13 protein-coding genes are annotated in these 13,167 nt (G+C 42.5%); 1 reads left to right on the forward strand and 12 read right to left on the reverse strand.

Annotation, left to right across the window (positions count from 1 at the left end):
- Positions 1-36: 36 nt before the first annotated feature.
- The 12 genes from PW252_RS06400 to PW252_RS06455 form a co-directional block, all read right to left on the reverse strand.
- The gene (locus tag PW252_RS06400) at positions 37-1,317 is read right to left on the reverse strand and encodes an O-acetylhomoserine aminocarboxypropyltransferase/cysteine synthase family protein (protein ID WP_248049950.1); all 1,281 of its coding nucleotides are present in this window, start codon (positions 1,315-1,317) and stop codon (positions 37-39) included.
- Between the two features lie 192 nt (positions 1,318-1,509).
- On the reverse strand, positions 1,510-1,998 hold the full coding sequence (locus PW252_RS06405) for a YkgJ family cysteine cluster protein (protein ID WP_105124893.1): 489 nt from the start codon (positions 1,996-1,998) through the stop codon (positions 1,510-1,512).
- Positions 1,999-2,049: 51 nt separating this feature from the next.
- Positions 2,050-2,697 carry a Maf family protein gene (locus PW252_RS06410; protein ID WP_248049948.1) on the reverse strand — a complete coding sequence of 216 codons (648 nt, stop codon included), beginning with the start codon at positions 2,695-2,697 and terminating at the stop codon, positions 2,050-2,052.
- 50 nt (positions 2,698-2,747) lie between these two features.
- Positions 2,748-4,955 (reverse strand): cell surface ecto-5'-nucleotidase Nt5e, encoded by a 2,208-nt coding sequence (nt5e, locus tag PW252_RS06415; protein ID WP_248049946.1) that lies wholly within the window; start codon positions 4,953-4,955, stop codon positions 2,748-2,750.
- Between the two features lie 130 nt (positions 4,956-5,085).
- Positions 5,086-6,354 (reverse strand): dihydroorotase, encoded by a 1,269-nt coding sequence (locus tag PW252_RS06420; protein ID WP_248049944.1) that lies wholly within the window; start codon positions 6,352-6,354, stop codon positions 5,086-5,088.
- Between the two features lie 28 nt (positions 6,355-6,382).
- Positions 6,383-7,036, reverse strand: coding sequence for a uracil-DNA glycosylase (locus PW252_RS06425; protein ID WP_248049942.1), 654 nt, complete (start codon positions 7,034-7,036; stop codon positions 6,383-6,385).
- A gap of 9 nt (positions 7,037-7,045) precedes the next feature.
- Entirely contained in the window at positions 7,046-7,972 is a 927-nt protein-coding gene (locus tag PW252_RS06430) for a glycosyltransferase family 2 protein (protein WP_248049940.1), read from the reverse strand.
- Positions 7,973-8,079: 107 nt separating this feature from the next.
- Entirely contained in the window at positions 8,080-8,712 is a 633-nt protein-coding gene (gene pyrE / locus PW252_RS06435; protein ID WP_248049938.1) for an orotate phosphoribosyltransferase, read from the reverse strand.
- 99 nt (positions 8,713-8,811) lie between these two features.
- Positions 8,812-9,138 (reverse strand): inorganic diphosphatase, encoded by a 327-nt coding sequence (locus PW252_RS06440; protein ID WP_172049986.1) that lies wholly within the window; start codon positions 9,136-9,138, stop codon positions 8,812-8,814.
- Entirely contained in the window at positions 9,131-9,826 is a 696-nt protein-coding gene (pyrF, locus tag PW252_RS06445) for an orotidine-5'-phosphate decarboxylase (protein ID WP_248049936.1), read from the reverse strand. Before pyrF ends, PW252_RS06440 begins: the two co-directional genes overlap by 8 nt.
- 383 nt (positions 9,827-10,209) lie before the next feature.
- Positions 10,210-11,151, reverse strand: coding sequence for a dihydroorotate dehydrogenase (locus PW252_RS06450; protein WP_248049934.1), 942 nt, complete (start codon positions 11,149-11,151; stop codon positions 10,210-10,212).
- 9 nt (positions 11,152-11,160) lie between these two features.
- Positions 11,161-11,934, reverse strand: a complete 774-nt coding sequence (locus PW252_RS06455) for a dihydroorotate dehydrogenase electron transfer subunit (RefSeq protein ID WP_248049932.1) — start codon at positions 11,932-11,934, stop codon at positions 11,161-11,163.
- Positions 11,935-12,142: 208 nt separating this feature from the next.
- Between PW252_RS06455 and PW252_RS06460 the strand changes: the two genes are divergently transcribed.
- A complete protein-coding gene (locus PW252_RS06460) occupies positions 12,143-13,054 on the forward strand; it encodes a LysR family transcriptional regulator (RefSeq protein WP_248049930.1) in 912 nt (303 codons plus the stop codon).
- The last annotated feature ends 113 nt before the right edge of the window (positions 13,055-13,167 follow it).

Consider the following 13,167-nt stretch of genomic DNA (forward strand, 5'->3'; position numbering starts at 1 on the left):
TCATAAAGAATGAAGTCAAGCAAATTAACACATAGCTTATAATTTATCAAGTGCAAGTTGCAAATCTACAATCAAATCATCGACGTTTTCAAGTCCGATGGATAGGCGAATTTGATTTGGTGTGACACCAGCAGCAAGCAAATCTTTTGGAGCTAACTGAGCGTGCGTGGTTGTAGCTGGATGAACTACCAATGATTTAGCATCAGCAACGTTTGCTAAATTAGAAAATATTTCCAAACTATCAATAACCTTACGAGCTTCTTCTGCTCCGCCTTTTACTTGGAAAGAGAAGATAGAGCCTACACCTTTTGGCAGGTATTTATCCGCCAAAGCCTTATAAGGGCTATCTGGAAGCGATGGATAATTGACCGACTCAACATTAGGGTGATTCAACAAAAAATCAACAATCTTTTCAGCATTTGATACATGACGCTCTACACGGAGAGACAAGGTCTCCAATCCTTGTAAAAGTAAGAAGGCATTAAATGGAGCAAGGGCTGCACCTGTATCACGAAGTAATTGTACACGAACTGCTACAATAAATGCTGCTTCACCAATATCACGAGTGTAACTAATGTTGTGATAGCTTGGATCTTCTTCAACAAATTGAGGAAACTTACCAGATGCCGCCCAGTCAAACTTGCCGCCATCGACAATCACACCACCAATGGTCGTACCATGTCCACCAATAAACTTGGTTGCAGAATGAACTGCGATATCAACACCATGAGAAAATACATTAATCAAATATGGAGTTGCAAAGGTATTATCTGAAACAAGCGGGATGTGGTGATTGTGTGCAATTTCTGCCAATTTTTCAAGATCAGGAATATTGATAACAGGATTCCCAAGGGTTTCAATAAATACAAGCTTTGTATTGTCTTGAATGGCAGCTTCTACTGCTTCAAAATCATCAATATCGACAAAACTTGTTGTTATTCCATAACGTGGAAGAGTTTCTTTGAATAGGTTAAAAGTTCCACCATAGAGTGTCGTTGCCGCCACAATATGATCTCCAGCATGTGCCAGCGCTAGAATAGTATAGGTGATAGCTGCCATCCCTGAAGAAGTCGCTAAAGCACCGATTCCTCCTTCTAAAGCTGCTACACGATTCTCAAAAGTAGCAACTGTAGGGTTGGTGATACGAGTATAGATATTTCCTAGTTTACGTAAAGCAAATAAGTCCTCTGCTTCTTGTGCATCATCAAAAACATAAGAAGTAGTTTGGTAAATTGGTACAGCACGTGATTTTGAAGCAGGATCAACCTCTTGTCCTGCATGCAATTGAAGGGTTTCAAATGAAAATTCTCTAGTCATAGTGATAGCTCCTTTGGACTTTTTCTGTATTCTACACTATTTTTTCCATCTTGACTAATACTTTTTCTATGCAAAAAGATATAGTTATTAGCTATATCTGTTACCACTTATGAATAACTTTCGTCTGATAAACAGAAATAACACTCTATATTACCACCAACTGCTTTAAGATGATACCAACCGCTATAAAACTTACATTCGTTCGCGCAACTTTTCAACAAAGAGGTAGGCTGCTGGGCAGATAAGAGTATTTTTTATGGTTAGATTGTTAATTTGGTATATTTTCTTCCGATCAGTATGTGGAAATTCTCGGCAGGCTTTAGGACGAGCATCATAGATGCTACAGAGATTATCACCTCCAAGGAAGGGACAGGGCATGGATTGAAAAACCTTATCGCCATCCTCATCCACGCGCAAATACATATCCTCAAAAACAGGTAATTTCATGCGCAAATGCTTGGCAATTCGAGTAATGTCAGCTTCTGTAAAAAGCGGGCCCAAGGTCTTGCAGCAATTGGCACACTCTGTGCAGTCAATTTCCGAAAAAACTTCCGCATGGATATCTTGAACAATTCTGTCCAGATTTTTGGGTGCTTTCTTCTTGAGGTTAGCTAGAAATTTTCGATGTTCTCCCTGTTTCTGCTGGGCGAGTTGCTTGTATTTTTCGATATCTACTGTCATAAACTCTCCTTTTCGACCTCTATTATACCACAAACAAACTTTTCAGCTCTGCTATTTTTCAAAAGACTGATGGGCGAAAATCCTGCGGGAAACTTCGGCTACGGGCAGGCCGATGATGGTGTGAATATCCCCTGAAATGCCAGCCACAAAGCGCGGATCTAGCTCTTGAATACCGTAAGCACCTGCCTTGTCAAGTGGCTGTTTTTCGTGAATGTAGGACTGAATGACCTCCTCTAGTGCTGGATAGTGGTCCACAAAATCAATCTGTGCCAATGTGTAAAACACATCCAGTGAATGATCTGTGCGCAGGCAGACAGAGGTCACAACCTGATGGCTCTTACCAAAATAGGAACGTAGCATGGTTTCAGCTTCCATCAAATCTTGAGGCTTGTTAAAAATCTGTCCATCTGACACGACAATGGTATCTGCAGAAATATAGATATGACCAGGCAATAATTCAATATCCGACTTAGCCTTGGAAATCTCACAACAGGTTTTTGCAGCTCGAGTTAAAAAATCATCGGATGCAAATTCTTTCATAAAGCGCTCTTCAATCCCCCGTTCATCGACTTCAACGGATTGGATATGAGGGGCTAGAAACTCCAATAATTGCTTGCGTCTAGGCGAATTACTGAGCAAAACATAGGAAGTAAGGATTGGTAGACTTCCTTCTTTTTGATAGTCAAATACAGTTTGCATATTTCCTCCAGTCAAAAACAGAGCCCTAAGACCCTGTTTCTGCCATTCTATTAGTTTGTTTTACGGCGACGAACAGACACTGCAAGTCCAGCAAGACCAAGGCCAAATAGACTAAGTGCTAGGCTTGATTGGTCACCGGTATTTGGCAGGCTAGCTGCTGAGCTAGTAGCTGTTTTAGAAGTAGCAACTGGAGTACTAGCAGCCAAGGCTGGTTTAACAGCTGTTTTAGCAACAGATGCTTGCTGTCCTTCTGTCACAGGTGTCTGTGTTTGACCACCAGTTTGTGCATCTTTTTGTGTAGATGGAGCCGTTGGTTTTTCCACTGGTTTAACAAGTGTTTCTGGATTTGAATTAGCATCAGTTGGGTCAGTTTCTGCCAATACTTCAATGTAGTCAGGGAAATTATCACCATCTGTATCCAAAGTCGAGTTAACTGAAACTAGACGAGAGTTTGGATTAACAACTTCATAGACGGTTAAGTCAGCGGATTTCAAATACTCAGCGAAGACACTGTCCATTGAAGGACCTTCTTCACGAGCGCCACCAAGCATAGTGTAGCCATCACCACCAGCTGCCAAGAAGTCATTGGTTGCTAAGTAGTATGTTTTTGCTAGATCTAATTCTTCGTAGAGGCCTGTTTCAGGATTGAGGATACCAATCAAGAGAACGCGTTGGTCAGCTGGTAGGGTTGTATCGTAGAATACTTGGGCACCTGAAATGTGCAAGAAACCACCGCTAGCTTCCAAAAGTGGAAGACCATTTTCATCCAATACAGGAGCACCAGTTTCCTTATCAGCCTGCAAGGTTGCAGACAAAGACTTGGCAAACATATCGGCAATTTGCTGACCAGTTACAGTGATTTGAGAAACGATATTACCAAATGGCAAGACAGCAATAATATCACCTTTTGTGACAGGTTGATCTTTAGCAATAGTTGCACGAAGACCACCGCCGTTTGTCACAGCAAGGCTAGTTTTATTAGAGAAACCTGTTTGACCATAAGCGTAAATGGCATCTGTCACCGCATTCCCCAAGTTTGTTTCACGGACACGGACGTTTGAACGTTCACCATTCAATTCCACTGGATTGTTGGCAATAACAACTTGAGCATTTTCAGCTTCGTACTTAGCTTTGATTTCAGCCACAAGCGCCTCAATTTTGGCATTTGGTGTCACATTCTTAGCATCGGCTGCAGAAATCAGACCTGCTTCAGCTAGCAATTGGTTAGATTTCAAGGTTACCTTACCGATGTTGTTCAAGTATGAACCTGTTTGGTTGTAGGTTACGTTGTTGCCATAGGTTGTTGATTCGACTGTATGAGAATGTCCGTCAATCACAATGACACGTTTGCCAGCCAACTTGCTGTTTTCAGAAAGAGCCTGTGCCAAGGTAGAACCTCTCCACTCAACAGGAGTTGTTGTATCAACACCCAAGTGAGCTAGGATGATGTAGTTGTTATAAACTCTGTTATCAGCTAAGGCACGCGCTTCTACTTCGTCAACAACTTTGTTGACTTCAGTGATTGGGTCCGCAAAAATAACGCCTTCAACGTTTTTAGGATGGGTTTTAGTCGCTGTTTCAGGCGTTGTCACACCAATCACAACAAACTCATCACCAACAACTGTTGGAGTTTTATCAACAATGGTTGAAGCTTCAAAGACACGCGCGCCATCAACATAGGTATTGGCACTAAGGAGTGGGAAATTCAAGGTTTCTTTGTACTTGATAGCCTGTTCCATACCAAAGTCAAATTCATGGTTACCAACAGCCATAGCATCGTATCCAACCTCATTCATGATATTGGCACGATCTTCACCCTTGGTCGAGTTAGAAATTGGCAAACCTTGGAAGGCATCGCCAGCGTCTACAACGATGGTATTTTCAACTTTTGCACGCTCTTCTTCAATGACAGCTGCAGCCTTGGCATCACCGATAACACCAGAACGGGTATCTTCAAGAATACGACCATGAACATCATTAGTATGAATAATGACCGCTTCAACAGTTTCAGTTGGTTCAGTTACTGTTGTTGTATCAGCAATTTCGTTGCTTGTAACTGTTTCTACAGCCTCTGTAGTAGCTGTGCTAGCTGGTTCTGCAGTCGCTTGAGTACTTGGAGCTACCTCTTGACTACTTGCTGTAGAACTTGTCGTGGTAGCTGATGAAGTCGTTTCAGCTGCTTGCACTTGTTGAGCCAAGACGAATGGAGCCAACAAGAGAGTGGACATGACTGGTAATAAGAAATCTTTCTTTTTCATAAACAAACCTTTCTTGTGCATAATTCACAAGACTATTATACACTTTTTCAACATAAATAGAAACATTGAAATCGTTTTTATAGAAAAAATGTTCGAGAAAAGCGAATTAGTTGCCCAATCCGCTTACTTCTTATTTCTCAAACACAATTTTACCATCCGATATTGTAAAACGAACCTCGCCCTTCAAGCTATCTCCAACAAATGGAGAATTGGCTGACTTAGAAGCAAAATCTGCTGTGACCAAACGGTCTGTATGCGGATCAAATATAACGAGGTCTGCCGGACCATGTGCAGCAAGATAACCAGCATCAAGGCCATAGAGTTTAGCTGGGTTAATAGTCATCTTCTCCAGCAATTGCAAGAGAGTGAGGTGTCCATCTTCTACCAAATGAGTTAGACCAAGTGACAGTGAAGTTTCTAAACCTGTCATTCCTGACGGAGCTTGGGTAACATCCTCTACATTTTTTTCATCCGCGTGATGAGGAGCATGATCCGTTGCAATAACAGAGATAACACCAGATTTCAATCCTTCAATCACTGCCAACCGATCGCTCTCCAAGCGTAACGGCGGGTTCATCTTAGCGTTGGCACCTTTTGTCAAAAGTAAGTCCTCAGTCCGTGAAAAATGCTGGGGTGCTACTTCTGCTGTTACCTTAGCTCCTAGGCCTTGAACAAATTCGACAACCTTGACTGACTCCGCTTTAGACAAGTGCTGGATATGGACACGGGCACCTGTTTCATAGGCAATCATGACATCACGCGCAACCATACTGTATTCTGCCACGCCAGTTGCTCCACAGACATGGAAATGCTTTTCAGCCACTTGCTCGTTAAGCCCCAAAATACCATTCAAATCAGGATCTTCTTCATGCAGACTGATGAGGCAGTCGTGAGCTTTGGCTAATTTCATAGCCTTTCTCACCACGCCAGCATTTGTCAAAGGAATACCATCATCCGAGAAGGCTACCGCACCAGCCTCTAGTAAGGCAGGAAAATCTGTCAGGTTTTGCCCATCAAATTGATTGGTGATGGTTGCTACACTGTAAATGTGAATAGCTTCTTTTTTGGCAGATTCTAATACTTCCTTCAGTGTTTCGACAGTCGAAATCGTCGGACTGGTGTTGGCCATCATGACCACAGAGGTAAAGCCGCCTGCAGCCGCAGAAAGAGCCCCGGTATGAATATCTTCCTTGTGGGTCTGACCTGGCTCACGAAAATGCACATGAACATCGACCAAGCCTGGTGCAACCACCAAACCTGTCGCATCAATAACCTGCTCCACATCTTCCGAAATCGATTCAGCAATCTTGACGATTTTCTTTCCGTCAATTAAGATATCACAAATTTTGTCTAATCCCGATTGAGGATCAATTACACGACCATTTTTTACTAATAACATTCACATCTCCTTTGGTTGCCAACTGCTTTTAACGCAGCCAGTCAATTTCTGAACTTCCTTTTGAATGTAAAAAGGCATTTGCTTTTGAAAATGGCTTACTTCCGAAAAATCCTCGGTAGGCTGATAGAGGGCTTGGGTGAGCTGATTCGACAATCAAATGGTTGGGATTGGTAATCAGTGCCTTTTTTTTGCGAGCATAAGCTCCCCAAAGAATGTAGACGACAGGCTGGTCTAAGCCATTGACCACCTTAATAACAGCATCTGTAAAAGGCTCCCAGATTTGCCCTGCATGCCCATTGGCCTGACCAGCTGGCACAGTCAAACAAGCATTTAGCAAGAGAACACCCTCTTCCGCCCAACCTGTCAAATCATGTTCCTGCTTGACCCCGATATCATCTGCCAATTCCTTTAGGATATTTTGGAGCGATGGCGGAGCTGGTACCGAATTGGGTACAGAGAAGGACAAGCCTTGAGCCTGACCAGGTCCATGATAAGGATCCTGTCCCAAAATAACCACCTTGACCTTTTCTAATGCCGTCGTCTGAATGGCTGCAAATACCTTCTCACGAGGCGGGTAAACGGTCCCACTTGTATAAACTTGGTCCAAAAATTGATTGATTTTACCGAAATAATGTTCGGGCAACTGTTCCTTAATCAATTCATGCCAGGCTGAATGTTCCATACACAACTCCTAGTTTGAACTTTTTTCTTTGACAATATAAACAGGGCGTTTCTTGGTTTCTAAGAAGACTTTGGCCAAATATTTACCAAGAATACCGATAGTCATCAACTGCAAACCACCTAAAAATAGGATGATACAGATAGTTGATGGCCAACCGATTGTTGGATCACCAAATACCAAGGTTTTAACCACTACAATCACCATCAAGACCAAGGACAACAAGAAGGTGAAAAATCCTGTATAGGAAGCAATATTAAGCGGTGTATCTGAAAAGTTGATTATCCCTTCAATCGAGTAGGAAAGCAACTTCCAGAATGACCAACTGGTTTCACCAGCCACTCGCTCAACATTTTTGTAGGGCAGATATTCCGTTTCAAAACCAACCCAGGCAAAAATACCTTTTGAAAAACGATTGTATTCAGACACAGAGAGAATGGCATCGACCATGTGACGACGCATAAGTCGGAAATCACGCGCACCGTCAACTACTTCAACTTGGCTAATCTTATTCATCAATTTATAGAATAATTTAGCAAAAAAACTACGAATAGGAGGTTCACCCTCACGACTAACACGACGGGTTCCTACACAGTCTAAATCTGCATTGGCTTCAAGCATAGCCTTCATTTCTATCAACATCTCAGGTGGATCCTGTAAATCGACATCCATAACAGTAACCAAGTCACCTTGAGCTGCCTGCAAGCCAGCATAAAGGGCTGCTTCTTTACCAAAATTTCTTGAAAACGAAAGGTAGCGAACAGTTTGATCTCGACCAGACAAGTGACGCAAGACTTTTAAGGTGCCATCCTTGGAACCATCATTAACAAAAATATATTCAAAATTTTCCCCCATTTCCTTACAAACCTTTTCCATAGCCTCGTAAAAATAGGGAATTGCCTCTTCTTCATTAAAACAAGGCACGATAACTGAAATCATGTATTTCTCCTCATACGGTCAAAAATTGTATGTCAAACATACTGTAGGTTCCATTATACCATTTTAGAAGATAAGTTCCCAGAAATCGTGCGTTTGAACATGACTACTTAATCTTCTAACCACGTTTCTTGGTTTTGGCGAAACTTCTTGAGCAAGGTCAAGCCATCAGCATTGATATAGCCCTGTACTTTTGCGACCTTGATGAGTTCTGAATAATTGCTGAGCGTTACCAATTTGACGCCAGCATTGTCAAAATTACGCTCTGCTTTTGGCAATTCGTAAGTGAAAATGGCCACCACACCGATAACGTCTGCACCTTCACGCTCTGCCGCTGCAACAGCATCCAATACAGAACCACCTGTTGAAATCAAATCTTCGATGACCACCATTTTTTGTCCCTTGAAAATGCGACCTTCCAACTGATTACCAACCCCATGTTCTTTTGGTTTGCTACGAATATAGGCAAAGGGCAAATTCATACGGTCAGCAATGATAGCTCCGTGTGGGATACCTGCTGTCGCAGTACCTGCAATAACTTCGACTTCTGGAAATTCTTCTTCGATACGCTGAACAAAGCCATCTTCAATCAAGTTCCGTGTTTCAGGATAAGACAGGGTAATGCGGTTGTCTGTATAAATCGGAGATTTAATACCTGATGCCCATGTAAATGGCTTTTCTGGACGCAGGTGAACTGCCTTAATGTCCAACAAGTGTGATGCGATTTCTGTTGCTAGTGTCATAATAGACCTCCTAATATGTTTAAACGCGTACTGATGAGCAAGACCATCCCGCCGGATAGTCAAGCTATTCCTAAAATGTTGCTTTAAAATTCAAAACCTCTAGTCCACCATTTCAATCCATGAATCAAAATACTGTTCAATGAAATTGGTTTTCTCTTTTATTTCTGTCACGGTAAGTTTTTCATCAAGACCTGTCAGAACCCATTTATCCTCAACATCATCTCTGCGATGTATAATCGCGACCAATTTCCCCTCGAAAGATGTCAAGGGCTGCCGAACAACTTTGGAAATGATGTAAACATCTTGCTCTTCACCATCTCCAGCCAATAGATTTGGAACATAGCCGTAATTGATTGGATACTGGTTGCCAAATTTATCAATATACCCGATAGGTCTATCGATTAGAACCTGATAAACCTTATCCACGATTCCACTCCTCTTTTATAGCCAAGTAGGCCTGGTAAGGATGGTCGGCTCTTGTAATGGGACGACCAACCACGATATAGTCACTTCCAATTCTGGCTGCCTCAACCGGTGTCATAACTCGTTTTTGATCGCCGACCTCACCACCTGCTGGACGAATTCCGGGTGTCAGACAAACAAAGTCAGAACTGGTCGCCCCTTTAATCAACGCCACTTCATGGGCAGAACAAACGACTCCGTCAAGACCAGCTTGTGTCGCCTTTTGAGCATAGTGAACAACCGCATCCTGCAAACTAGTCTGGATATTCTGGTCGCTTCGCATTTGCTCTTCGGAAGTAGAAGTCAGCTGAGTGACTGCGATTAAGACAGCATCCGCCCCCAATCCTCTGCGGGCAGCCTTCATCATCTCAACTCCACCAGCCGCATGGACGTTAGTCATATCCACACCTAGGTTTGCCAGAACCCGCATGGCAGATTCGACTGTATTGGGAATGTCGTGCAATTTTAGGTCAAGGAAAATGCTGTGACCGCAGTCTTTTAAATAAGAAATAATACTCGGACCTTCCGCATAGTAGAGTTCCATTCCCACTTTCACATACAGTTTTTCATGGGCTGGGAATTGTTCCAGGAAGGACTGAACTTCCCCTTTACTCGCAAAGTCTAAGGCGATAATTGGACGTTTCTCTTTCATATAATTCCTTTCCAAATCGACACAAAAACCCTGCCAGACTGGACAGGGAGGTAGACGAAATCAGCCTGAAAATCAACTTTCAAGCTATATTATGCTACCTTTTCAGCCTCTCTGGACGTGGTTAAAGGACGATGTTACTTCTTATACTCGTCAAAAATCAAACTCAGACGTTGTTGACTTGATTTGATGAGTGAAAAGGTCCAGTGGATCTTTTCAGCCTGTTCCCTTGAAATATAATAAGGAACAGTGTTCTATCTGCATCTTACGGTCACGAACCAAGTTCGTCTAATTTCCGACCTCCAACAGTCTATTCCCAGACTGTTGGAGCTAGTCTGATTTTTGATTTTTATTGAGTATAATCATACTCTTTTATTTTATTTTTGTCAACGCTTACCCAAGCTTTCTCTAACTTCTTGGCGTAAATTTTCTAAGGTGTCAATCCCATAAACATCCATACGTTTTGGTAAATCCTTGATAATGGTTGGACAGGCAAATGGGTCTGTAAAGTTGGCTGTTCCAACCCCAATGGCTGAAGCACCGGCAATCATCATTTCAAGTGCTTTATCTGCTGAATCCACACCCCCCATGCCAATGATTGGAAGCTTGGTCATCTGTGCCACCTGACGAATAAGCTTTAGGGCTACTGGAAAGACCGCTGGACCTGACATACCTCCTGTCCCATTTGCCAAGATTGGCTGGCGATTTTTAAGATTGAAACGCATACCAACCAAGGTGTTAATCATGGTCAAACCGCTGGCTCCAGCATCCTCAGCAGCCTTAGCCAAGAGGGTAATATCCGCCACGCTCGGTGTTAATTTGACATAGACAGGCACAGAGGAAGCTTCTACCGCAGCCTTTACAGCATCGTAGGCCAATTCTGGCACCTGACCAATCAGCAATCCATTGTTGCCATGATCCACGTTGGGACAGGAAATATTGAGTTCGATGGCTTTTACATTTGGAGCTTTTGAAATGTTCCCTGACACATAGGCATATTCTTCATTGGAAAAACCTGCCACATTGGCAATAATTGGCAAGTCTGGAAAATGCTGCGCTAGCCAAGGTAATTTTTCGGATAAGACCGCCTCAACACCTGGATTTTGAAGTCCAATGGCATTGAGCATACCTGCCGGTGTCTCGGCCACACGGGGAGTCGCATTGCCATAACGAGGATACCGAGTAGTAGCCTTAATCATAATGGAGCCAAGCTGGTTGAGGTCATAGTAGCCCGCATACTCCTGACCAAAACCGAAACAACCTGAGGCTGGAATGATGGGATTTTTCAAGTCCAAGCCTGGCAAGGATATGGCTAATCGTTCTTTCATCTTACCCTCCTATAACATCAGACTGCCAGTTGCAAAGACAGGACCTTCTTTGCAGACACGCTTATTCTCATATTCTTGTCCCTGCTTTGGTTTGACAACACAGGCATAGCAAGCCCCCATTCCGCAAGCCATGCGCGCCTCAAGGGAGATGTAGGCATGAGGATGATCCTGAAAGCGTTGATCAACATAGTTCATCATAGCAGGTGCTCCACAGGAATAAATGGCTGCAAAGTCGTTTGTCAGCTGTTCGACAACTGTTGCGACATTCCCCTTACGCCCGTAGGAACCATCATCCGTTGTGACGAAGACCTGTCCATAAGACGCCAATTCTTCTTCCAAAATGACTGCCTCTTGTGTGGCAAAGCCAATGACTGACGTGACATTAACACCACGGAGCGCAGCCTGTTTGGCCACCTCGACCAAGGGAGGAACACCGATGCCCCCTCCAATAATGAGAATATTGTCACCTGCTGTAAGAAAGTCCACTTCAAACCCTTTCCCAAGCGGTCCCATGACATCTAAATGTTGTCCGACAGTCATCTTAGAAAAGACTTCCGTCCCTTGACCTTCCACTCGATAAATGAGCCTGCATTGAGAGTTGACCTTATCAATCTCGGAAATAGAAATTGGTCTTCTCAAAAGCATGGAATCATCAGGAACACGAATATGGATAAATTGCCCCATCTTCATATCCTGAACCATCTCACCCTGTAAGGTCATAGCAAAAATACGTGGGGCAAGTTGGACTTGTTCAACAAGCAACATTTGTTCTTTTAAAATCATCTTTTCTCCTATTCTATGCAAATGCAGAAAACAAGAAAGTCGATATAAGAGAAAAACCTTGCTGGCTAGCAAGGTTACACGAAAAGAAGGCAGTATCTGCCCTATTTATCACGTTCCCTTCTTCGCCTCTCTGGACTCAGTTAAAGGATATATTTTCAGCATTATACATTTTTTAGAATTATTTGTCAAATCATGATACAATAGAGGTATGAGAATTCAACAATTATACTATATTATCAAAATCGCAGAAACCGGCAGTATGAATGAGGCTGCCAAACAACTCTTCATCACCCAGCCCAGTCTTTCCAATGCCGTACGCGACTTGGAAAAGGAACTTAGCATCAAGATTTTCTTCCGCAATTCCAAGGGGATTACCTTGACCAAGGATGGTATTGAATTTCTTTCCTACGCCCGCCAGATCGTTGAACAGACTGAACTCCTTGAGGATCGTTACAAAAATCCAAATGCTAAACGCCAACTCTTCAGCGTATCTTCCCAACACTATGCTTTTGTTGTCAATGCTTTCGTTTCCCTCTTAAAAGATACGGACTTGGAAGATTATGAACTCTTTCTAAGGGAAACGCGGACCTGGGAAATCATCGATGACGTCAAAAACTTCCGTTCAGAGATAGGCGTGCTTTTCCTCAACCATTTCAACCGAGATGTTTTGCTAAAACTCTTGGACGACAATCGCTTATCCTATACCCATCTTTTTACTGCCAAGCCCCACGTTTTTGTCAGCAAGACAAATCCACTGGCACAGAAGAAATCGATAACTTTGGACGAATTATCTGATTTCCCTTATCTTAGCTACGAGCAAGGTATCCACAACTCCTTCTATTTTGCTGAAGAAATATTAGCACAAGAGCACCACAAGAAATCGATTGTCGTTTCTGACCGTGCTACCCTTTTTAATCTACTGATTGGTCTAGATGGCTATACCATTGCAACCGGTATCCTCAATTCTAATCTCAATGGAGATAACATTGTTTCAATTCCTTTAGAATTTGATGATGAAATCGAATTGGTCTATATCCAGCATGAAAAAGCTATGCTATCAGACATGGGCGAAAAATTTATCAACCACCTTCTGGAAGAAGTAAAATTTGATAAAAAATAATTACAATCATATATAGACATACAAAAAACAATATGTTATAATAATCTTATGAAAGTATCCAGAAAGAAATTTGAAAGTTTTTCTCTTTTCTTTAAGGAAACGCTTTCATTTTT

The sequence above is a fragment of the Streptococcus sp. 29887 genome (genome assembly GCF_032595075.1).
In the GTDB taxonomy this organism is placed as follows: Bacteria; Bacillota; Bacilli; order Lactobacillales; family Streptococcaceae; genus Streptococcus; species Streptococcus iners.

Bases quoted from the DNA above. Each gene is read 5' to 3' on its own strand.
- PW252_RS06405 (WP_105124893.1), bottom strand. From the start codon at position 1,998: ATGACAGTAGATATCGAAAAATACAAGCAACTCGCCCAGCAGAAACAG.
- PW252_RS06410 (WP_248049948.1), bottom strand. From the start codon at position 2,697: ATGCAAACTGTATTTGACTATCAAAAAGAAGGAAGTCTACCAATCCTT.
- PW252_RS06460 (WP_248049930.1), top strand. From the start codon at position 12,143: ATGAGAATTCAACAATTATACTATATTATCAAAATCGCAGAAACCGGC.
- PW252_RS06430 (WP_248049940.1), bottom strand. From the start codon at position 7,972: ATGATTTCAGTTATCGTGCCTTGTTTTAATGAAGAAGAGGCAATTCCC.
- nt5e (WP_248049946.1), bottom strand. From the start codon at position 4,955: ATGAAAAAGAAAGATTTCTTATTACCAGTCATGTCCACTCTCTTGTTG.
- PW252_RS06455 (WP_248049932.1), bottom strand. From the start codon at position 11,934: ATGATTTTAAAAGAACAAATGTTGCTTGTTGAACAAGTCCAACTTGCC.
- PW252_RS06400 (WP_248049950.1), bottom strand. From the start codon at position 1,317: ATGACTAGAGAATTTTCATTTGAAACCCTTCAATTGCATGCAGGACAA.
- PW252_RS06450 (WP_248049934.1), bottom strand. From the start codon at position 11,151: ATGAAAGAACGATTAGCCATATCCTTGCCAGGCTTGGACTTGAAAAAT.
- PW252_RS06425 (WP_248049942.1), bottom strand. From the start codon at position 7,036: ATGGAACATTCAGCCTGGCATGAATTGATTAAGGAACAGTTGCCCGAA.
- PW252_RS06420 (WP_248049944.1), bottom strand. From the start codon at position 6,354: ATGTTATTAGTAAAAAATGGTCGTGTAATTGATCCTCAATCGGGATTA.
- pyrE (WP_248049938.1), bottom strand. From the start codon at position 8,712: ATGACACTAGCAACAGAAATCGCATCACACTTGTTGGACATTAAGGCA.
- pyrF (WP_248049936.1), bottom strand. From the start codon at position 9,826: ATGAAAGAGAAACGTCCAATTATCGCCTTAGACTTTGCGAGTAAAGGG.